18 protein-coding genes are annotated in these 20,066 nt (G+C 45.4%); 12 read left to right on the top strand and 6 right to left on the bottom strand.

The features are described from left to right. Window positions 1–294 precede the first annotated feature (294 nt). Both helD and AAEO50_RS06490 read left to right on the top strand, forming a co-directional pair. Complete coding sequence (gene helD, locus AAEO50_RS06495) at window positions 295–2,628, top strand: RNA polymerase recycling motor HelD (protein WP_341981695.1); 2,334 nt, start codon at window positions 295–297, stop codon at window positions 2,626–2,628. A 178-nt stretch (window positions 2,629–2,806) separates the two neighbouring features. Continuing rightward, window positions 2,807–4,030 carry a Bcr/CflA family efflux MFS transporter gene (locus AAEO50_RS06490; protein ID WP_341981693.1) on the top strand — a complete coding sequence of 408 codons (1,224 nt, stop codon included), beginning with the start codon at window positions 2,807–2,809 and terminating at the stop codon, window positions 4,028–4,030. Between the two features lie 109 nt (window positions 4,031–4,139). On the opposite strand, the gene AAEO50_RS06485 is transcribed toward AAEO50_RS06490, so the two are convergent. The 3 genes from AAEO50_RS06485 to AAEO50_RS06475 form a co-directional block, all read right to left on the bottom strand. After that, window positions 4,140–5,081 (bottom strand): MBL fold metallo-hydrolase, encoded by a 942-nt coding sequence (locus tag AAEO50_RS06485; protein ID WP_341981691.1) that lies wholly within the window; start codon window positions 5,079–5,081, stop codon window positions 4,140–4,142. Window positions 5,082–5,359: 278 nt separating this feature from the next. Further along, complete coding sequence (locus AAEO50_RS06480) at window positions 5,360–5,659, bottom strand: PH domain-containing protein (protein WP_341981689.1); 300 nt, start codon at window positions 5,657–5,659, stop codon at window positions 5,360–5,362. Continuing rightward, window positions 5,656–6,069 carry a DUF3784 domain-containing protein gene (locus AAEO50_RS06475; protein WP_341981687.1) on the bottom strand — a complete coding sequence of 138 codons (414 nt, stop codon included), beginning with the start codon at window positions 6,067–6,069 and terminating at the stop codon, window positions 5,656–5,658. Before AAEO50_RS06475 ends, AAEO50_RS06480 begins: the two co-directional genes overlap by 4 nt. A gap of 161 nt (window positions 6,070–6,230) precedes the next feature. On the opposite strand from AAEO50_RS06475, the gene AAEO50_RS06470 reads away from it, so the two are divergent. From AAEO50_RS06470 to AAEO50_RS06460, 3 genes are all read left to right on the top strand, one after another. Beyond that, the gene (locus tag AAEO50_RS06470) at window positions 6,231–6,851 is read left to right on the top strand and encodes a flavodoxin family protein (RefSeq protein WP_341981685.1); all 621 of its coding nucleotides are present in this window, start codon (window positions 6,231–6,233) and stop codon (window positions 6,849–6,851) included. A gap of 138 nt (window positions 6,852–6,989) precedes the next feature. Beyond that, window positions 6,990–7,439 carry a GNAT family N-acetyltransferase gene (locus AAEO50_RS06465; RefSeq protein ID WP_341981825.1) on the top strand — a complete coding sequence of 150 codons (450 nt, stop codon included), beginning with the start codon at window positions 6,990–6,992 and terminating at the stop codon, window positions 7,437–7,439. Window positions 7,440–7,568: 129 nt separating this feature from the next. Next, the gene (locus AAEO50_RS06460) at window positions 7,569–8,873 is read left to right on the top strand and encodes a D-serine ammonia-lyase (protein ID WP_341981683.1); all 1,305 of its coding nucleotides are present in this window, start codon (window positions 7,569–7,571) and stop codon (window positions 8,871–8,873) included. Window positions 8,874–9,002: 129 nt separating this feature from the next. On the opposite strand, the gene AAEO50_RS06455 is transcribed toward AAEO50_RS06460, so the two are convergent. Further along, window positions 9,003–9,131 carry a hypothetical protein gene (locus AAEO50_RS06455; protein ID WP_341981679.1) on the bottom strand — a complete coding sequence of 43 codons (129 nt, stop codon included), beginning with the start codon at window positions 9,129–9,131 and terminating at the stop codon, window positions 9,003–9,005. A 193-nt stretch (window positions 9,132–9,324) separates the two neighbouring features. On the opposite strand from AAEO50_RS06455, the gene AAEO50_RS06450 reads away from it, so the two are divergent. The 3 genes from AAEO50_RS06450 (at window position 9,325) to AAEO50_RS06440 (ending at window position 12,882) form a co-directional block, all read left to right on the top strand. Then, window positions 9,325–11,253, top strand: coding sequence for an endonuclease MutS2 (locus tag AAEO50_RS06450; RefSeq protein ID WP_341981677.1), 1,929 nt, complete (start codon window positions 9,325–9,327; stop codon window positions 11,251–11,253). A 339-nt stretch (window positions 11,254–11,592) separates the two neighbouring features. Then, window positions 11,593–11,991: a group-specific protein gene (locus AAEO50_RS06445; RefSeq protein ID WP_341981675.1), complete on the top strand. Its 399-nt coding sequence runs from the start codon at window positions 11,593–11,595 to the stop codon at window positions 11,989–11,991. A gap of 126 nt (window positions 11,992–12,117) precedes the next feature. Continuing rightward, the gene (locus tag AAEO50_RS06440; RefSeq protein WP_341981673.1) at window positions 12,118–12,882 is read left to right on the top strand and encodes a hypothetical protein; all 765 of its coding nucleotides are present in this window, start codon (window positions 12,118–12,120) and stop codon (window positions 12,880–12,882) included. 101 nt (window positions 12,883–12,983) lie between these two features. Here the strand turns inward: AAEO50_RS06440 and AAEO50_RS06435 are convergent, their stop codons facing one another. Further along, window positions 12,984–13,706, bottom strand: coding sequence for a 3-ketoacyl-ACP reductase (locus AAEO50_RS06435; RefSeq protein WP_341981671.1), 723 nt, complete (start codon window positions 13,704–13,706; stop codon window positions 12,984–12,986). 163 nt (window positions 13,707–13,869) lie between these two features. Beyond that, window positions 13,870–14,838: a hypothetical protein gene (locus tag AAEO50_RS06430; RefSeq protein ID WP_341981669.1), complete on the bottom strand. Its 969-nt coding sequence runs from the start codon at window positions 14,836–14,838 to the stop codon at window positions 13,870–13,872. 606 nt (window positions 14,839–15,444) lie between these two features. On the opposite strand from AAEO50_RS06430, the gene AAEO50_RS06425 reads away from it, so the two are divergent. From AAEO50_RS06425 to AAEO50_RS06410, 4 genes are read left to right on the top strand one after another with little or no spacing between them, the layout of a single operon-like run. Next, window positions 15,445–16,680, top strand: coding sequence for a M20 family metallo-hydrolase (locus AAEO50_RS06425; RefSeq protein ID WP_341981668.1), 1,236 nt, complete (start codon window positions 15,445–15,447; stop codon window positions 16,678–16,680). A 45-nt stretch (window positions 16,681–16,725) separates the two neighbouring features. Next, window positions 16,726–18,336 carry an amidohydrolase gene (locus AAEO50_RS06420; RefSeq protein ID WP_341981667.1) on the top strand — a complete coding sequence of 537 codons (1,611 nt, stop codon included), beginning with the start codon at window positions 16,726–16,728 and terminating at the stop codon, window positions 18,334–18,336. Beyond that, a complete protein-coding gene (locus AAEO50_RS06415) occupies window positions 18,333–18,554 on the top strand; it encodes a DUF3311 domain-containing protein (protein ID WP_341981666.1) in 222 nt (73 codons plus the stop codon). The genes AAEO50_RS06420 and AAEO50_RS06415 overlap by 4 nt, the downstream gene beginning before the upstream one ends. After that, the gene (locus AAEO50_RS06410; RefSeq protein WP_341981665.1) at window positions 18,554–20,020 is read left to right on the top strand and encodes a sodium:solute symporter family protein; all 1,467 of its coding nucleotides are present in this window, start codon (window positions 18,554–18,556) and stop codon (window positions 20,018–20,020) included. Before AAEO50_RS06415 ends, AAEO50_RS06410 begins: the two co-directional genes overlap by 1 nt. Window positions 20,021–20,066 lie beyond the last annotated feature (46 nt).

The raw sequence follows: 20,066 nt of genomic DNA, 5'->3' as shown, positions 1-20,066 counted from the left end.
GTCCCAGCCTGCGTTAATACGTTAACGCAGGCTGGGACGGGCCTTTAATAGTGAACGGATCCCAGAATATCAAGCCTGTCGTGTTTACCAGACACAAAAAAACTGCCTGGCGTAAGCACATCCATACGTCAGGCAGTCGTAAATTAACTCTTGATTATAAGTGTAGGTTGTAATAAAATAAAACAGAAACACTTTAAAATAGTAAATAAGTACAAACTTCCTCAATTTTAATTTTACAACATGATTGATAACTGTGTCAACCCCGAAATTTTGACTAACAAAAGGAGTGCTTGAATGAAGCCTGAAATTCGCCATGAGCAAGAACGTGTGGATCGAGTCATTGAGACCATTAAAGAGCAAATAGGAAGTCTAGAAAATGAAACCGGACGGCGTCAAGAAGAAGTCGTTGAAATCCGCAAAAACTTTTGGGATGAGGTAAAGGTCAACACGGATACGTTCGACGATTTTCTTGAGACAGTACTGAGTTTGAGACAGCAGGCACAAGTGCTGACTGTTAGTCAGGGCACACACCAACAGGCTGTAAAAAAGCTGGCCTCACTGCGCAGAATGAAAGAAAAACCGTATTTCGGGCGGATTAATTTTCTTGAAGACGGTGAATCGACTGCAGAAAAGGTGTATATCGGTATTGCAACGCTGACAGACAAAACAGGGGAAGATTTTCTCATTTATGATTGGCGGGCACCGATTTCAAGTGTGTATTATGACTATGCGCCTGGTCCCGCTGAATATGAAACACCCGGCGGCTTAATCAAAGGTAAATTAGTGAAAAAGTGGCAGTACATCATTAAGGATGGGAGTATTGATTCCATGTTCGATACAAGCCTGACCATCGGGGATGAGATTCTGCAGCAGGTACTCGGGAAGAGAACCGACAACTATATGCACAGCATAGTCGCCACCATACAACGGAGACAAAATCAGATTATCAGGCATGATAAAGGCCGCCTGCTCATCGTTCAGGGTGCAGCAGGGAGCGGCAAGACTTCGGCTGCCCTTCAGCGGATTGCATACTTGCTTTACAAATACAGAAGCAGTCTGAACGCTGATCAAATCATCCTGTTTTCTCCCAATGCCATGTTCAACAGCTACGTGTCCAATGTGCTCCCTGAACTAGGTGAAGAAAACATGGAGCAGGTGACTTTCCAGGAATATTTGAACCATCGATTAAGCTCGGAATTTCAGGTAGAAGGGCCTTATGAACAATTAGAATATGTATTGAATGAAACAACTGCCCCTTCGTACACGACGAGGACGGCAGCCATCCGATTTAAGGCATCTACCCGATTCTTTGAATCGGTCAAATCGTATAGGCAGTCTCTTGAATTCTCCGGAATGAAGTTTAAAGGCGTCAAATTCAGAGGGGAATCGATTGTTACACCAGAACAGGTCAAAGAACAATTTTATTCGTACGATCCTTCCATCAAATTCTATAATAGAATTGAGAAGCTGACAGAGTGGTTGAATGGAGAACTTGATAAAGCTGAGAAGCGTGAACGGAAAAAGCCATGGGTGGATGAAAAAATCGAACTGTTGAGTAAAGAGGACTACCAGAAGGTTTATAAGCATTTACAGAATAATAAAGGGACCAAAGAAGACTTGTTTGATGATTATGATGGTGAGCACGAGGCGCTCTCCAAGATGATTGTACGCAAGCGGTTCAAACGGCTGCGTAACAAGATCGAGAGGCTTCTTTATGTCGATATAAAAGGGATTTATCATCAACTTTTTGCAGATCCGGAGACAATCGATTCCTTAATGAACGGTTCACCCCCCAAGGAATGGGAGGATATTTGCCATTCCACAGTGAGCATGCTTTCCGAAGGAAAACTGTTTTATGAAGATGCTACTCCATTTTTGCTATTGAAGGAATTGATTCTCGGTTTTCAGACAAACACTTCGATCAAGCATGTGCTCATTGACGAGGCGCAGGATTACTCTCCTTTTCAATTCGAATTTCTGAAGAGGCTGTTTCCCTCCGCCAAAATGACGGTGCTAGGCGATTTTAATCAAGCAATTTTTGCCCATGCCAGGGAACATGTGGATTTTAGCACATTGACGGATCTGTACGGACAGGAAGAAACCGATACGATCAAGTTGACCCAGAGCTACAGGTCGACCAGGCCGATCATCGAATTTACGAGGGGACTGGTCCCTGACGGATATAGGATTACAGCTTTTGACCGCGAAGGTGAAAAGCCGACGTTGACCAAAGTGAAAAATCATCATGAACTTCATGGTCATATACGATTGAAGGTAGATGAACTCCTGAAAAGTGGGTACCATTCAATCGCGATCATATGCAAATCCGCAGCTGAAAGTGAATCTGCTTTTACTGGGCTGCATGCAATAAGGGACCTCAATAAGATAAAAGCCGGTTCACTTGAATACGAACAGGGTGTGGTCGTCATCCCGTCTTATTTAGCTAAAGGAATTGAGTTCGATGCAGTCATCATTTATGATGCATCCTCCCGTCAATACGGAGATGAAAGCTTACGCCGTTTATTTTACACTGCCTGCACAAGGGCAATGCATGAACTGCAGCTCTTCAGTGTCGGTGAACCGACCCCTTTTATAGAAGAAAAAGAAATACACTTGCGTGAAATTTAGCAAATATGTAATTCCGTTCAAAAGGCCCGTCCCAGCATGCTTTAACGCGTTAACGACTGCTGGGACGGGTCTTCGTTCCTGCCGCCAAGACAAATACATTGTAAACACCTCATTGCTTTGCTAAAATCAACAAAGATTTATTACGACTCAAAGCGATCGTCAGAAAGGTGTTTATTTCATGAACCAACAACCAACCGGTAAAGAACGGATCGGGCTCGCGTTTCTCCTTGGGATGCTTGGGATCCTCGGTCCTCTTAACATCGATATGTATCTGCCAAGTTTTCCAGGGATAGCTGCTGACTTAAACGCCAGTGCTTCCATGGTGCAGCTAAGTTTGACTGCCTGTTTGATTGGTCTTGCAGTCGGGCAGATTGTCATAGGGCCGATCAGTGATGCAAAGGGGAGAAGGAAGCCTCTATTAATCTCAATTTTTCTATTTGCGTTATCTTCGATTCTTTGTGCGCTTGCACCGAATATCTTGATGCTGATCGCAGCCCGTTTCATCCAGGGCTTCACTGCTGCAGCGGGGATCGTCCTGTCCCGTGCTGTGGTGCGTGATGTGTTCAGCGGGAGGGAGCTGACGAAGTTCTTCGCCTTGCTGATGGTGATCAATGCCACTGCACCGATGGTCGCTCCGATTACAGGCGGGGCTATCCTGCTGCTCCCGTTTGCTTCATGGCATACCATTTTCTATTTTCTTGGATTAGTAGGTTTAGTGATTGTGTTGACCATCGCTATGAAGTTGAAGGAAACCCTTCCGCCTGAAAAAAGGATCCCGAGTTCGATCGGTGCTTCACTAAGGACGATGGGAAGCTTGTTGACGGATCGTTCATTTGTCGGCTATGTGCTTACAATCGGACTCATCCACGGAGGAAGCTTCGCCTATGTAGCAGGTACTCCGTTTGTGTACCAGGGGATATACGATGTATCGCCTCAGGCCTTCAGCATCCTATTCGGCATCAATGGGCTGGCAATCATTTCGGGAAGTATCATGATTGGACGATTCAGCGATATCATCCCCGAGAGAAACCTGCTCCGAATCGCCGTGATCACAGCTGTATTCGCCACTTCTGTCCTGTTGATTGCGACCATCATACAAGGACCGCTTGCAACGCTCGTGATTCCTATTTTTATTTACATGACATCAATGGGCATGATTCTGACAAGCACCTTTACTCTTGCTATGGAAAAACAAGGCCACCGAGCGGGGAGTGCGAGCGCCATGCTAGGCATGCTCCCGCTAGTAGTCGGTTCTCTCGTCGCACCGCTTGTAGGCATAGACGAAACTACCGCAGTTCCCATGGGCGCCGTGTTATTTTCGACTTCGTTTCTTGGTGCCGCTGCATTTTTCTCACTTACGAAGCGGGACGAAGAGAAAGGTTCGCTGCCAGGTGTTAAATAAATTTCCTGAAAATAAACATGAAAAGACCCCTCCTCAATTGAGGAGGGGTCTTTTCCAATAGTTGAACTTACATTGAGGCCTATTGGTAACATTCCGTTGGGGAAATCTTCTATCTCTCCGGTCCTTCCTCCCACCACTTTAGTGCAGGGAACGGACCCTCATGAACGAATACGGTTTCCCCAATCATCGGTGTAACAATCCTGACGCCTTCTTTCTCAGCAGCCTTCGTCACACGCTTAACAGGATCCGTCCATTCATGAAAGGACAGGGTGAAAGCGCCCCAATGAATCGGCAGCAAGAGAGTGCTTTTTACATCAATATGAGCTTGAACGGTTTCCTCGGGGAGCATGTGTATAGATGCCCATCTCGAATCATATTGTCCGCATTCCATCAGGGAAAGATCGAATGGACCATAACGTTCTCCAATCTCTTTGAAATGAGGTCCATACCCGCTGTCACCACTGAAAAATATACTTGACTCCTTCCCCTGTATGACCCATGAACACCACAAGGTGCTGTTTCGGTCATGAACACTTCTTCCGGAGAAATGCCTTGCTGGTGCAGCGGTCAAGCTAACACCGTGAAATTCGTATTCCTCCCACCAGTCAAGTTCTACGATCTTGTCAGGGTCAATGCCCCAGTGCTCAAGGTGGCTTCCCACTCCAATTGGAACAAAGAATTGTTGGACCCGTTCCCGCAGTTTATTAATCGTTCCGTAATCAAGATGGTCGTAATGATCGTGAGAAAGAATAACGGCATCGATTTTTGGCAGAGCTTCCAATGAAAAGGGTAATTTTTGACTGAATCTCCTGTTTCCCAAAAACGGGAAAGGGGACGGGTCATTCCCAAACATGGGATCAAGGAAGAGGTGTTTGCCGTCAATCTCGATCATACAGGCAGAATGTCCAAACCACGTGATGTTCGTTTTATTATAAGGATGATTCAGTGCAGGGAAGTCTGTGATCGGGAGTGGATGCTTTGGCTTTCGGTTTGCATCTTTCTTGAACAGATCCCGAATCATGGTGAAGGAAGACTTCCAATCTGTATTCATAGAAGTGGGCATGGGATTCTTAAATGATCTGTTGAAGTACTGTGATGAAGTTTGGACTTTGCTTTTAGATGGCTTCTGCCCAAAAGCAGGGTGACATTTCAGAAGTAAATAGACTGCCGTGATTATTACACATAGAATGAGCAGAGCAGGTATCATGCCGGGAATCCCCTTTGATTAGTTTTCGAATCTATATATAACTATCTCAAATAATGATAATGGTGTCCAAAATTAAGGGGCTCTAAAGGTGTAAGGACTTGAATTAAGCTGATTTGATGGGGTTAACCTGCTAATTCTTCATACCATTCCTTTGTTTCCTCAGGCGAGCCGCCATTAATGAACACATGTTGGTCCCCGACTTTTATATAAATATATGGTGACTCCTTTTTTATGAACAATAGGCTTCTTCCGTACTCTTTCACCTTAAAAACACCCTTTGCCGTCGTTGAAAGTCCGTATCCGTTGATTTTCCACGTGACTTCCGGCATTTCATCGAGCAATGTAACTTCTTCAATGTCTTCTATTTTCCACTTATCCCCGTACATGCCGGTAATCTCAAAAGAATCTTTGGCAACAATCAACTCATTTTTTTGATAGCCGGCAAAGGTGAGCCCCCGATCATACCAAACACAACGAGCATTAGGAGGGAACTGGTCCAGTAGCTTCGCTTTCTTTTACCAGGGACTTCATAGCGGGATAAATAAATCATTCCGCCCATCAGAAAAATCATCATGAAACCGAATTGCACTTCCATCGTGTAGGTGAAGGAAGTGAAGGCAAGAGGGAGCAGGAAAAGCATTCCGGCTGCGGTCAAAATCAGTAATGAACCAATCTTTTGCGGATACCCGTTCTTGATTAGATATTCTTTTTCTTCCTCCCGTCTGTCTGAAAATCCGGAAATCAATCCATACATCTTTTTAACCCGGATCGCCCAGCCCAGTAGTAAGAATAACGCGATAACAAATAATTGTATTCCTATCAGGATGCCCATATTTTCCCCTCCAGGGTGAATTAACTTTAGTATTAGATACGGTATTCAGATGAATTTGGTTTCATCTAAGAAGAAGTATTTTTCGGAAAAGCTCTCATAGTTTACTGCTTATTCTAATGGGTATCAGGTAAGAAGAAGGCCATTTAGAAAGGATGGGAGAGATGATCAGAGCATTATTTCTGAACTGTTCGCTGAAAAGCGGGAATGAGCAGTCTAATACAGCTGCATTGATGGACGAGGTCATTGATATTTTTGAGAAAGAAAGAGTAGAATCCGAAGTTGTACGATTGGCCGATTATAGAATTTCGTATGGAGTAACACCTGACGCTGGAGAAGACGACCAGTGGCCGGAGATCTTCGAAAAGGTAAAACAGTCTGATATAGTCATAATCGGGACGCCGCTTTGGCTAGGTGAAAAAAGCAGCATCGCCACACTTGCGATAGAACGCCTTTATGGCGGGAGCAGCCTGACAAACGAAAAAGGACAGTATCTCTATTATAATAAAGTCGGCGGGGCTATTGTAACGGGGAACGAAGATGGGGCTAAACATGCTTCAGCCTCCATTCTTTATGGGCTGTCCCATATCGGATTTACGATTCCGCCAAATGTGGAAACCTACTGGGTTGGAGAAGCTGGTCCTGGTGCTTCCTATATTGAAGCAAATGGAAAAGAAAATGAATTCACCCAACAGCATGCAAGAATCATGGCATACAATCTACTCCACTTTGCCAGACTATTAAAAGAGCGGCCAATTCCTGCAGAAGGAAATATAATAGAATAACATTCTTATTGTGACCCTTCCAATGTATTGATTTAATGGAAGGGTTTTATTTTTATCCCGGAAGCAAGAGTGATTATGGTAAAATTCTCTTCGTAAACAGTCTGTGGCAGTCTAAAAAGGGGAGTGGTTCTGTTGGAAATGAAACAGGATAAAGAAATTGGAAAAGAAGCATCTGAACTGATTATGGATCATCTTTATAATATGGCTCTGCATTCACCGCCTGAAAGCAGGCATGCTCTGAATATAGATGGATTGAGGCAGCCGGACATCACATTTTGGGGAGCGTGGGAAGGAGAAGTATTGGTCGGCTGCGGAGCGCTTAAAGAATTGGACGCGGGGCACGGCGAAATCAAGTCTATGAAGACATCCTCCTCTCATCTCAGAAAAGGCGTGTCCAAGAAAATCCTCATCCACATCATTACAGTGGCAGAAGAAAGAGGCTATAAGCGATTGAGCCTCGAAACAGGATCTATGGCAGCATTTATCCCCGCAAGGAATTTGTATGAAAGCTTTGGGTTCACCTATTGTAAACCATTTGCTGACTACAAAGAGGATCCCAATAGCCTATATATGACGAAACAGTTATAAAAGGAAGGTGGACTTTCCATTTTTATAACGTAGGAAAAGGGAAATGCATGTTTAATTTAGACACATGCCCACATTGAAGTATGATACATCATCTGTAATGGAATCATTGTTAAAGGAGGAAATCTGAGAATGAAATATACATATCAATTAGACCCTGTACTGCTTTCGGATTTACAAGGGAAGAAGGAAACATTTTGGCCGAACGGCCTGCTAAAACCTTTCAGTCCTGTGGAATCGCAGGGCATTATTGACGCAGAACAAAGGCTTTTACGATTTGCTCCATATCTGAAAGAAGTGTTCCCCGATACCAGGAAGACGAACGGAATCATTGAATCACCCATTAGATACCTGCCAAGGATGCATGAGGTCATGCAAGGATATTATCAAACAACCATACCAGGTAAGTTGATGCTGAAGTGTGACAATCAGCTGCCGATTGCGGGCTCCATTAAAGCACGGGGCGGTATTTATGAAGTGCTGAAGCTGGCTGAAACACTGGCATTGAAATACAGAATGCTAGAGAAAAAGGACGATTATTCTAAATTAGCAAACAGCACGTTTAAAGATTTTTTCTCTCAATTCTCCATCGCTGTCGGTTCAACCGGCAACCTTGCATTGAGTATCGGCACGATGGGGGCCGCACTGGGTTTTAAAGTGACGGTGCATATGTCTCAGGAAGCCAAGGAGTGGAAGAAGCAGCTTCTCAGAGAAAAGGGTGTCGGGGTAGTTGAACATGAAAATGACTTTTCCTTTGCGGTCGAGGAAGGAAGAAGGCACTGTTTGAAGGAAGAAAAATGTTTTTTCATTGATGATGAAAATTCGAAGGATCTGTTCATGGGTTATGCTGTGGCTGGGTTAAGACTCAAAGAACAGTTGAAACAAGAAGGCATCAAAGTAGACCAAGACCACCCTCTCATCGTTTATTTGCCTTGCGGAGTCGGCGGCGGACCCGGCGGAGTGACCTACGGGTTGAAACATGTATTCGGGGACTATGTCCATTGCTATTTTGCTGAACCGGTGAATTCCCCTTGTATGCTGCTCGGGCTTGCTTCCGGAAAACATGAAGCGATTTCAGTTCAGGATATAGGTTTGAGCAACAAGACAGAAGCAGATGGATTAGCCGTCGGCCGTCCTTCAGCCCTGGCAGGGAAAATGGTGCGAGAACTGCTAAACGGGGTGTACACGGTCAGCGATGAAAACCTATATAAAATGCTTGCTCTTTTACATGAATCAGAGTCAATTTCTCTGGAGCCATCTGCATTAGCGGGTATGATCGGCCCAGCCATGCCCCGAATACGGGCGCACCTCGGATCATTGTCACTTACTGACGACCAGTTAAGCCGGGCGACCCACCTGGTATGGGCAACAGGGGGGGATCTGGTCCCGGAATCCATCATGCAAGAATACGTGACTAAAGGAAAGAGGTATCTTTAATGGGCTGAAGGCCCGTCCCTGAGTGCATTAACGCGTTACCGCCACCGCCACTGTGTTGACATTTTCAGGCGGCCGGCATACAATGAGGGAGTAAATATAACTTTGTATATAAAGGGAGTATGTTATATGTTAGGTGTCGTTCTTAACTAACCGTGAAATGAATACGGACATTTTGCCGGCATTCGTCTTTTGAAAATAAAGGCGGATGATACGCTTATTTAGCTGTGCCTGCAAAATGTAGTTAAGAACAATGGTCATAGCCTGTACATCCCCTTTTACTTAAGGAGAGCTGTGTCTTTTGTGCACAGCTCTTTTTGTGTACAAAAAAGCGTGTGGAGTGACACGTATATTTCCATGCAGCCATAAAAGGGACCTTGTATACAAGTCATCAAGACCACAATGGACATTGTTCTGTTGTGGTCTATTTTTTTATTTATTGGAGGAGAACACATTGAACGAAAAGACATTTCTAACATTGGAATTTCACCGGGTGAAAGAAGAATTGACGAACTTCGCCCTCACTGAGGAAGGGAAAAAAGAAATATTGAACATGATGCCATCAACGAACAAACGTCAGATCGAGATGCGTCTCGATGAGGTGACAGAAGCAGTACAGATACTTGAAAAAAGTGCCAGTGTACCGATTCACGGCATGGATGGTGTGGGAAAAATCGTTGCCAATCTTAACAAAGGCGTCCCATTAAGGCCTGATCAATTGTCCAGTCTGTACTTTTTTCTGGACGCCTGTAAAAAGTTGAAGAAATTCATGACCGACAAGCAATATATAGCACCAAGGGTGTCGGCATATGTATATTCCATCGAAGACATACCCGAAGTTGCCGATGAAATCAACCGCTGTATAAGGAACGGACGGATAGATGATTACGCAAGCAAAGAATTGCTGCGTATCCGAAAGCAGTTGAGCATCCAGAAAGACAGGTTGAAAGATAAAATTCAATCAATCGTCAAATCAGCCAAGTACAAAACATTCTTGCAGGAGGCAATCGTCAGCCAGCGGAACGGCCGGTACGTTCTTCCGATCAAAAAGGAATACAGAGGAAAAGTGAAAGGGGCTGTCCTGGATTCATCCGCATCCGGTTCCACCCTCTACATCGAACCGGAAGAACTGAGCGTCCAGCAGGATCAGTTGCTCATGTATAAACTGCAGGAAGAACAGGAAATTGAAAATATCCTGTGGGCATTAACCGGGCTTGTCCAGACATATCAACCGCAGCTTAAGCTCGCAATCGAAACGATGGTTCACTATGACGTCCTTTTTGCAAAAGCCAAATACAGCCGCTCGATTGATGGAGTGAGCGCAAGAGTCAACGAAAGTCATAGGATTCATTTGAAAAATGCCGTCCATCCGTTATTAGGAATCGAAGCTGTACCACTGACAATCAAGATGGGAGATACGTTTCACGCCTTGGTCATCACCGGGCCCAACACAGGAGGAAAGACCGTGACCATCAAGACGGTGGGGCTGCTCACCCTCATGACACAATGCGGTCTTCACATTCCGGCAGAAAAAGGAAGTGAAATCAGCATATTTGAAAGGATTCTACTGGATATCGGTGACGGGCAAAGTCTGGAGCAGAACTTGAGCACGTTCAGTTCTCACGTCAAAAACATCATCGAGATCCTGAAGGATACAAACGACCGGACGCTGGTACTTCTGGATGAGCTCGGCTCAGGAACAGACCCGATGGAAGGTATGGGGCTTGCGACCGCAATCCTCGATCAGCTTTATGAAAAAGGGGCAACTCTCCTCGCGACGACTCACTACAGTGAAATCAAGCATTTTGCAGAAGAGCATGAGGGATTCATGAATGGCAGTATGGAATTTAACATCGATACCCTGCAGCCGACATACAGGCTCATCGTTGGAAAAGGCGGGGACAGCCAGGCATTCTCCATTGCCTTGAAGCTTGGCATGCATCCGGCCATCATAGAAAAAGCTCATGGAATCACTTATCGGGAATCAAAAACCTACTCTATAGAAGAACAGGACTTTCATGCCAAGAAAGAGATGGAGAAGCAGGTCATCGTAAGCAAACATAAAAAAAGGGATCACAGTAAACAGGCACAAACCAAACCAACAGTGCCGCAATTCTCAAAAGGGGATAATGTGAAAATTTCACCAGAAGGAGAATTGGGCATCATCTACGAGGGGCCGGACGACATGGGTCGGTTCACTGTGCAGGTTAGAGAAGAGAAGCGTTTAATCACGCATAAACGCCTATCCCTCTATATATCAGCAGCCGAACTGTACCCTGAAGACTATGACTTCGATATCATCTTTGAAAGCAAAGAAAATCGGAAGAAAGAAAAACTGATGGGGAGAAAATATGTGGAAGGATTGACGATAGACAGGGAATAAGACTTAAGTGAGAAAGGATATCTTCCTTTTTATGACCGTTCCAAGACTTCATTAACGGTTTAACTTGTTGAGGACAGATAGTGATAAGAACTTTCCCAAAAAACAAAATCCTAGTGAAGAAAAGAGTCACGAAGGTCATCTCTAGAGGAAGTGGTCAGTATAAAAAAATAAGATCTGCCGATGATTTTACGCAAAACAAAGGAATCGAACTGTAGGAGGACAGGGAAAGTTACTCTGTCTTTCTATTTTTCTGACCAAAAAACATTCAGGAATTCACCAATTTTTGAAATAATTGGTATATAATTATAGGCAATATATCAACAAGGAAGCGGTGACATAATGAATTTCTACATAGCATCAAGCTTTAAAAACATCGATAATGTCCGTTACATCAGTGAACAGCTGAAAGCGGCGGGTCACAATCAAACGTATGACTGGACCAAACATGATCGGGCTGCGTCATTTGATGAACTGAAAGAAATCGGGCAGAAGGAAAAAGAGGCTGTCATGAAATCGGATGTGGTCATCGTGCTCCTGCCCGCAGGAAAAGGCAGCCATATTGAATTAGGGATCGCACTCGGCCTGAATAAGAGAATCATTCTTCATTCACCCCGTGGAGAAGTGAATGACTTTTCTGAAACAAGTACTTTTTATCACTTAGCGGAGGTAGAGAAATTTCTCGCTGACAAGGATGAGTTAGTGAATTTTATTTTGGAAAAGAACCCCGCCCCCAATTAAAAAAGATTTAACCATAAAAACGATTATCTCTTCACCATCACTTCTGTATTATTGGTGGTCCTTATTGGAACGGGTTTTGGCGGATTGTTTGGATAGGTAAAAAGTAAATAGAGATAGGGGGAGAACATGTATACTGCAAAAGAAAGAGAACAGTATTTTACAAGAATCATCAGCCGATTAGAGTCTTCGCATTTAATTGAAGGGGTCGTCCATATAGGCTCAGGGGTTGCAGGATACAAAGATGAACGATCGGATATCGATTTAATGGTGGCCGCTGCAGGCATTGCCGATGTGGAAAAGGCCAGGTCATTCCTGCATCAGTATTTCCGGGAAATTGGGACTGTCTACATAAAGGAATTGAAGCTAAGAGAACATATCTATCTTATCATCGCCATCCTGGAGAACGGTCTCGAATTCAATGTATCGATTCTTTCCAGGGAATTATTAAGTGTCAAGTCGCCTTTATGGAAAGTCGTCGTGGATAAGACAGGGAAGATTATAGAGAAGATGGAGGCTGCCCATAAGCATTTTGAACGAAAGAAATATGACTTCAGCGAAGACGTGGCTTTCGATTTCATTTACAGCATGAGGAAATTCCAAACAGAACTGAAGCGTCAGAACCTTATCTACGCCTTAAAAATGCTTGAGACGATGAGGGATAGTACACTTCGGCTCCAAGCCCTGCTTGAAAACAAGAAACTTCATCAGTTCAAGGCGTATGAAACACTGGATCCGGAGTTCGTAAGGAAGTATCTTCAAACCTATCCAAATCAAATCAGCGAGGAAACGTTATTGATAGCCGCTGATAGATTGAAAGTGTTGTTTTTTGAAACGATCAACCGCAGCAAATCACATTCAGTGGATGAAGGACTTACTCGTATTTTGAGATAATTTGTTAAGGGATAAATACATTAATAAAAATCCTTCAAGCGTTCAATGACTATAAAAAACGACTCGTTCATTATGAACGAGTCGTTTCTCTATCCCTGATTTTAAAACGGATTCGTTGCCCACTGCAGCGACTGTTTGATGAATATCCTTGGATGCAGCTTCAACTGAGCCACCATCTGTTCCGCAAGATCCTCAGGCTGCATATATTTCTCCTTGTCCGCTTCATCCAGCTTGTCCCCGAAGGTCAAATCTGTTGCGACCAGGCTTGGATTCAGTGTCATCACTCGGATGTTGTGCTTGCGGACTTCCTGCATGAGGGCTTCCGTCATGCCCTGTACAGCAAACTTCGATCCGCTGTAAGCGGTACTGTTCGCAGTGCCCTTCAAGCCGCTGCTCGAAGAAATATTGATGATGTCCCCGCGGTTCTTTTCTATAAGTTGTGGAAGTACGGCCCGGGTCACATGATAGGTCCCGAACACATTCACCTCAAACGTTCTCTTCCAGTTTTCGGGATCGATTTCAAGGAACTTGCCGTAAGTTCCGATCCCTGCATTATTGATCAGGATATCCGCCGGACCCAGTTCGTCCTGCAAACGGGAAATCGCCGATTCCACCTGCTCCATATCCGAAATGTCTGCAGCTGCAACACTGGCTTTCACCCCAAGTGACTCCGCTTCCTCCGCTACCATCTCCAATGCGCTCTCTGTCCGGGCGATTAAACCGACATGGACGCCTTCACGCGCAAACTCCAGTGCAGTTGCTTTCCCTATCCCTCGGCCAGCACCCGTAATATAAGCGATTTTTCCTTTGATCGATTGTGCCATCATGACCCATCCTTTCAAAATTACTATCTATTACAAGTGTACGGGTTGCCAGCGTGAAGAAGCAAATGTTCTACTCATTAGCTGTAAAAAACACTCACCTGAAATAAAAGATGAGTGCTATTCCACTTTTAACGGGGGGGTATTTTCCTCATCATTCCTCTGCCTATTCAAATTCAATTTTCACTGGCAATTCAAGTTTTTCGTTTATCCCGTGAAGAACGCTCTTCAATACCGCTGAGGATGGCCCGCTCAATTTATAGGTATCCGTGTCTTCACCAGGTAAAAGGCTTTGGATATATCCTTTGTTATCCTTGGATAGCCATAAGTGATAGGACTTCATCTTTCTATCTTCATTGGTGTATTCATAGCGCAATAGCGGTTCTGTTTTAATCACTTTATCTAGTTTTTCAACAGTGTGAGAGGCACTTACAAATGAGTTAATAGCTTCCCGATCTTCAATATGCTCATCTTCCGCCTGATTCCAAAATCGAATGGTAATATCCTTTACCCATGGTTTCATTTCAAAGGAGTTACTCAGAAGAATCTTCTTATCTTTACCTCTGATTCTGATTTTATAAGATTCGCCTTCTTTTAGTAGATTGGGCAAATCATTGGATTCAATAATATCATTGGTCAGTCGTATCCACCGTTCCAGTTCAGCCCCGTCGTAGTTTGACTTGGTAAAAGAAGATTTCAAGATATATTTTATGGGATTTGGGTGAAAATCAACTGCAACCCCAGTATACTCATCGCTTTCTTTTTTCAACTGTTCATCAATTTCAGAAGAAGCAGAAAGCCACTTGCTTTGATGATACGATTTTTCAAAATCAAAGTTGTCCACAGAAACGAGAACCTCATCCAACTCTTTTTTCTCTAATTCAGCTTCTACGTATTGTTTTGTATCTTTCATTATACTTTCATCGTCCTCTGCTATCTGCACAGAAATCTCATTATTTTCCGGCAGGTACGAAATAGAACCAACATTAACGCCTTTTGCACGCAACTCCTCTGTTAACTCAGTGAAATACGCTTGGGAAATTTTCGGTTTCTCTTCGTTTATTTTGTAAACCGTAAATCCAATCAGTAATAATGCAGCTAATGAAGAAAGGACCGTCAATTTCTTTTTACTCACTATTCATCCCCCTCCTATGAAAAATGCTTTATCCTAATTTTACCATAAACGAAAATGTTCACCCGCATTTTTTCACCTTATACATGAATTTAATATAAAGCTGTCTTTAAAGAATCATTCTTTTAGAGCTAGGGTCGGTCAGAGAAAAATCAAAAAACCTTGTCTGAATGAGGGAACCTTATTCCCTAAAACCCGCGTGGTTTTGAGTCAATTGTTCCATTTTCGACAAATGGGCAGGATTATTTCGCTCTTGTCTAGAACCTATCAAGGCGAGGGGAAAGTCTTTAAAACAAAGAATGGGGTGGCGAGAGTTAAAAGTTAAATGAACTACGCTTGTTATTTTCCGAATATTCTATCATTTTTACATTCTGTAAGGGTTATTTACAATTTCGGAGACAGAATGTCTAATGAATAATACGCTTTTTCAAAATAAACTTAAGGATAAATCAATTCAAAGGGTGCAGCCGGTATCTTTCGTAACCACTACACCAACCTCAAGTACCCACATACCATTAAAAGCATCCTCGCAACCACTTTATCAGCCATCAAGACTTCTTACACAAAAAACATCAACCTGTTCAATAAAACAAAAGGGGGATTCACACGATGTCAATCAAGGGAGAACGATTAAAGCAGCATCTCGAGGAACTTGCCGAGATAGGGAAAATCGGAGAGACCGGCGTCTGCCGACTGGCTCATTCGAAGGAAGACCGGAAGGCAGTCGAAGTCGTAAAACGCTGGATGGAAGAAGCCGGCTTGACCACAAAAATCGATGGATTCGGGAACTTGATTGGAAGAATCGAAGGCTCACAGCCAGACCAGCCCATCCTCATTCTCGGCTCTCATATCGACTCCCAGCCTTATGGCGGACGTTTCGATGGGACGGCCGGAGCACTCGGAGCGATCGAAGTCGTCCACAGCATGAAGGAGAATGGTGTCAATCCAACGCGCACGATCGAAGTGATCTGCTTCTCCGATGAAGAAGGCTGCCGGTTCAATAAGGGGATCTTCGGGGTCAGGGGACTCGCCGGGATGCTGGAGGAAGGCGAACTTGAACGCCAGGATAAACAAGGAGTGACGAGAAGGGAAGCTCTGAAAGAATTCGGTGTCGACTCTGACATGTCTCCGAGCCCTGTTTATCAAAAAGGAGATATAGCCGCGTTTCTGGAACTGCATATCGAACAGGGACCGGTCCTCGAGCAGAAGAAGAAGCCTGTCGGAATCGTCTCCGGCATCTCGGGTCCGATCTGGCTGACAGTCACGCTTGAAGGGTTCGCCGGTCACGCAGGATCGGTGCCGATGCAGATGAGACAGGACGCCCTTCTCGGTGCATCCGATATCATCCGTAGATTCGATGATCTCGTGAAAAGGGAAGGGACCGAAACGACAGTTGGGACGGTCGGCAGCATGCAGGTATTCCCGAACTCCAGGAACATCATTGCAGAAAAAGTGGAGTTCACGGTTGATCTGCGCGATATCGACCTCGAAGCACGCACACGGCTTGAAGAAAAATTGTATAAAATCATTGAAGAGTCGACCGCGGAATACAAGCTGAAGGTAGAAATCAAAGAGGACACGCGCAGCGAGCCGCGATACTGCGCGGATTGGATCAAGGATATCATGAAAGAGGAAGACGGGAAGCTCGGATTCGATTCTCCCACCTTGATGAGCGGTCCATTTCATGACGCACTGATCATGTCTTATATAAGTGATTACGGGATGATATTCGTCCGCTGCGAAAAAGGGATCAGCCATAATCCGCTCGAGTTCGCTGAGATGGAGGACATCGAAAAAGGGGTTCAGCTTCTTTATAGAACGGCCGTGCGAATCAGCCAATCGTGACCTTACCCCTTGGCTCGAAATCGAAATAAACCAGGAGGTGTTGATGTGAGCGCGACAATGCTCTTAATAAATGGGGAAGTTGTCACTGTTGATTCCGAATTTTCCGTAAGTGAAGCGGTGGCCATCAAGGATAATAAGATTATCGCAGTCGGAACGAATGAAGAAATTCTTGCATTGAAGAGTGAAGAGTCAGCCATCATCAATTTGGATGGGAGGAGCATCCTGCCCGGGTTCAACGATGCGCATGCCCATCTCGAGCTCTACGGGACGAACAAGCTCGGGGTGAACGGAAAGGAAGCGGGGAGTATTAAGGAACTTCTCGCGAAATTGAAGGAGAAAGCGAAATCGACGCCTCCAGGGAGGTGGATTAGAGGGTGGGGCTATAACCAGAATCATTATGAAGAAGGCAGGCATCTGAGCCGATGGGATCTCGATTCAGTGTCCACCGAGCATCCGATCATCGTCGTCAGGACGTGTGGTCATATTTCCTGCGTGAATAGTAAAGCGCTTGAGCTAGCAGGGATCGACCCGCAAGCGGAAGACCCTTCAGGAGGAAAATATGTGCGGGAGGACGGTGAGCTGACCGGACTTCTTTTGGAATCTGCCCATATGCAAATGTTTCTGTTTGCGAATTATTCAGAGGATGAGGTGCAGCATGGGCTCTCACTTGCTTCAGAAGATTATTTGGCAAAAGGGATTACGAGTGTCCATGATGCTGGAGGCTACGGTCCGGATCATATTCGTTTCCTTCAAAAAGCCGTCTCGGCAAAACGGATTAAACAAAGGATCTTTGCCTTGTACGGATCGCTGCATGACTCTCCCGGAATGGTCAAAAAAGGTCTTGCAAGCGGCATCGCGACAGGCCTCGGAGATGAATGGATGAAAATCGGCCCTGCTAAGGTCTTCATCGATGGAAGCAGCAGCGGTCCCACTGCGAAGACAAGGGAGCCGTATAAAAGCGATCCGGAAGATTCCGGTATTCTTTATCTGAATCAAGAAGAATTGAATGAATCCCTTGGAAGCGCGCATGGAGCAGGCTGGCAGATAACGGCGCACGCAATTGGAGACGAAGCGGTTGGAATGATGATTGAAGCCATCCGGGCTGCACTTCAACGCGATCCGAGGGAAAATCATCGCCACCGGATTGAACATTCGGGCATGACCCCTCCAGATCTTATGCAGAAAATGAAAGACCTGAATATCATCTCTATTCCGAATCCAGCCTTCATCTATGAATTCGGTGATGGATATGTGAGAGACTATGGCGATCGGGTGGACGTCATGTTTCCATTGAGGAGCTTTTCGGAAAACGGTGTCCCTTTTGCTATGGGGTCTGACAGCCCCATCACGTCAGCCGACCCGATACAAGGCATCTATTCGGCAGTCACCAGGAAAAGCAATTCAGGTAACATCATCGGTGCCGGACAGAGGATCACCGTCCAGGAAGCAATTAAGGCCTACACATGGACCGGGGCATATGCTAGTTTCGAAGAACACTTAAAAGGCAGCATCGAACCTGGGAAATTGGCAGACCTGGTCGTCTTGAATGATTCGATTCTGACGTGTGAACTTGATAGTTTGCGAGAGTTAAAAGTAGAGCTCACCATTTTAGATGGAAAGATCGAATATGCAGCAAAAAAGGAGGGCGTCAAATGAGTAAAAGCCGATTTACGAAATTGTATTGCATTTCCCTGGGTATTCCATTCTTGCTATTGATTTTCCCCTTGTTTTCATTAGGGAACAGAGCAACGCCAGTCGTGTTGGGCATGCCATTCTCGGTGTTCTGGGTGATTTTATGGATTATCATTACCTTTCTGATTGTCCTTGGGCTCTATCGAATTGATCCCGACAAAGATGAAAGGGAGGTAAACTAATGGCAGATTGGCAGATTGCAATGATTATGATGATCGGCTACCTGGTGATTGCTCTCATCGTGGGTGTGATGGCGGGCAGGGGGCATGACAAAAATTCACTGGATGAGTTTACGGTTGCCGGCGGAGGGCTCGGCCTGGTTGTGATGTGGTTCCTGATGGGCGGGGCCGTGTTCAGTGCCTTTTCATTCCTCGGTGCTCCCGGTTGGGCGTATTCAAAAGGCGCTCCTGCACTTTATATTTTGACTTATACCGCATTTGCGATTCTCCCTTGGTATATCATCGGACCTAAGATTGGGAAAATCGGCCGAAAGTTTAATATTTACACCGTGGCAGGCTTCATGAAGAAGCGATATGGCGGCAAAACGCTGCCAATCCTGGTCGGAGTCATCGCGCTGCTTGCCTCGATTCAATACCTTGCCACTCAGATGAAAGGGATGGCGTACATATTTAATATCATGACGGAGGGACGGATCCCGCTCTGGCTTGGTGCACTGCTCGCGTATGGGATCGTCGTCGTGTATGTTGCAACAGGCGGACTCCGGGCAGCAGCATGGTCGGACGTCTTCCAGGGACTCCTTATGATCATCATCTCATGGGTAGTCGGTCTCGCCATCGTCAACCAGATGCATGGAAGCGTCGGGGGAATGTTCACCAATCTCGTCCGGGACAACCCTCAATTCCTTGAGATCGGGAATGAAGGCTCGACGATGTCAGGTACGGCCTATACGACAACGATCCTTGTGTCGCTGATCGGATTCTTGATGTGGCCGCATCTGTTTTCAAAATCGTACGCGTCCAATGCTCGCACGATTAAGAAGACAGTACTGGTTTATCCAGTATTTGCCCTGTTTTTGATTCCGCTTTTGTTCGTCGGTTTTTCTGCTGTCAATGTGGTCAACCCGTCCGATATCGGTGCACCGGATGAAATCCTTCCGTACTTGATCACCACAGTCCTCAGTTTGCCAGGCTGGGTGTACGGACTCGTCGGTGCCGGGGCGTTGGCGGCAGCAATGTCGACAGCCGATGCCATCACGCACAGTGCATCACTCGAATTCACAGACGGCGTCATCAAGAACATGAAACCGGACCTTCCGGATAAAACGACGTTGTTCCTCATGAGAGCAGGCGTCTTCCTGGTCGGAGGACTTGCATATGTCATCACCGTCTTCGGCGGCCAGGGACTCATCGCCCTCCTGCTGGGGGCATACGGATCGATCGTCCAATTCGCCCCTGGCGTCTACGGGGCCCTTTATTCGAAAAAAATAACCGGCCCGGCCGTCATCACCGGCCTCATTGTCGGTACATTCGTCAACTACTACTACCAGCTCGTCGCAGAAATCACGCCATTCGACATCCACGCCGGCATTCTCGGCCTGATCTGCAACCTCATCATCGTCGTCGCAATCAGCGCCTTTAGCCAGCAAAAGAGCGGGAAAATGGCAGAGGAGTATAGGAATATCGGGTAAGACGGGGCATTGGCTCGAACAAAATTAAGGCGGGGAACTTCTCCCT

The organism is Rossellomorea oryzaecorticis, assembly GCF_038405515.1.
Lineage (GTDB): Bacteria > Bacillota > Bacilli > Bacillales > Bacillaceae_B > Rossellomorea > Rossellomorea oryzaecorticis_A.
Note: the sequence above shows the minus strand (reverse complement) of the source record. Positions and strands in the feature narration are given on the sequence as shown.

What these genes read in the sequence shown, in the direction of transcription:
- helD (WP_341981695.1), top strand. Translation starts at nt 295, where the DNA reads ATGAAGCCTGAAATTCGCCATGAGCAAGAACGTGTGGATCGAGTCATT.
- AAEO50_RS06490 (WP_341981693.1), top strand. Translation starts at nt 2,807, where the DNA reads ATGAACCAACAACCAACCGGTAAAGAACGGATCGGGCTCGCGTTTCTC.
- AAEO50_RS06485 (WP_341981691.1), bottom strand. Translation starts at nt 5,081, where the DNA reads ATGAATACAGATTGGAAGTCTTCCTTCACCATGATTCGGGATCTGTTC.
- AAEO50_RS06475 (WP_341981687.1), bottom strand. Translation starts at nt 6,069, where the DNA reads ATGGGCATCCTGATAGGAATACAATTATTTGTTATCGCGTTATTCTTA.
- AAEO50_RS06470 (WP_341981685.1), top strand. Translation starts at nt 6,231, where the DNA reads ATGATCAGAGCATTATTTCTGAACTGTTCGCTGAAAAGCGGGAATGAG.
- AAEO50_RS06465 (WP_341981825.1), top strand. Translation starts at nt 6,990, where the DNA reads ATGAAACAGGATAAAGAAATTGGAAAAGAAGCATCTGAACTGATTATG.
- AAEO50_RS06460 (WP_341981683.1), top strand. Translation starts at nt 7,569, where the DNA reads ATGAAATATACATATCAATTAGACCCTGTACTGCTTTCGGATTTACAA.
- AAEO50_RS06455 (WP_341981679.1), bottom strand. Translation starts at nt 9,131, where the DNA reads ATGACCATTGTTCTTAACTACATTTTGCAGGCACAGCTAAATAAGCGT.
- AAEO50_RS06445 (WP_341981675.1), top strand. Translation starts at nt 11,593, where the DNA reads ATGAATTTCTACATAGCATCAAGCTTTAAAAACATCGATAATGTCCGT.
- AAEO50_RS06440 (WP_341981673.1), top strand. Translation starts at nt 12,118, where the DNA reads ATGTATACTGCAAAAGAAAGAGAACAGTATTTTACAAGAATCATCAGC.
- AAEO50_RS06435 (WP_341981671.1), bottom strand. Translation starts at nt 13,706, where the DNA reads ATGGCACAATCGATCAAAGGAAAAATCGCTTATATTACGGGTGCTGGC.
- AAEO50_RS06425 (WP_341981668.1), top strand. Translation starts at nt 15,445, where the DNA reads ATGTCAATCAAGGGAGAACGATTAAAGCAGCATCTCGAGGAACTTGCC.
- AAEO50_RS06415 (WP_341981666.1), top strand. Translation starts at nt 18,333, where the DNA reads ATGAGTAAAAGCCGATTTACGAAATTGTATTGCATTTCCCTGGGTATT.
- AAEO50_RS06410 (WP_341981665.1), top strand. Translation starts at nt 18,554, where the DNA reads ATGGCAGATTGGCAGATTGCAATGATTATGATGATCGGCTACCTGGTG.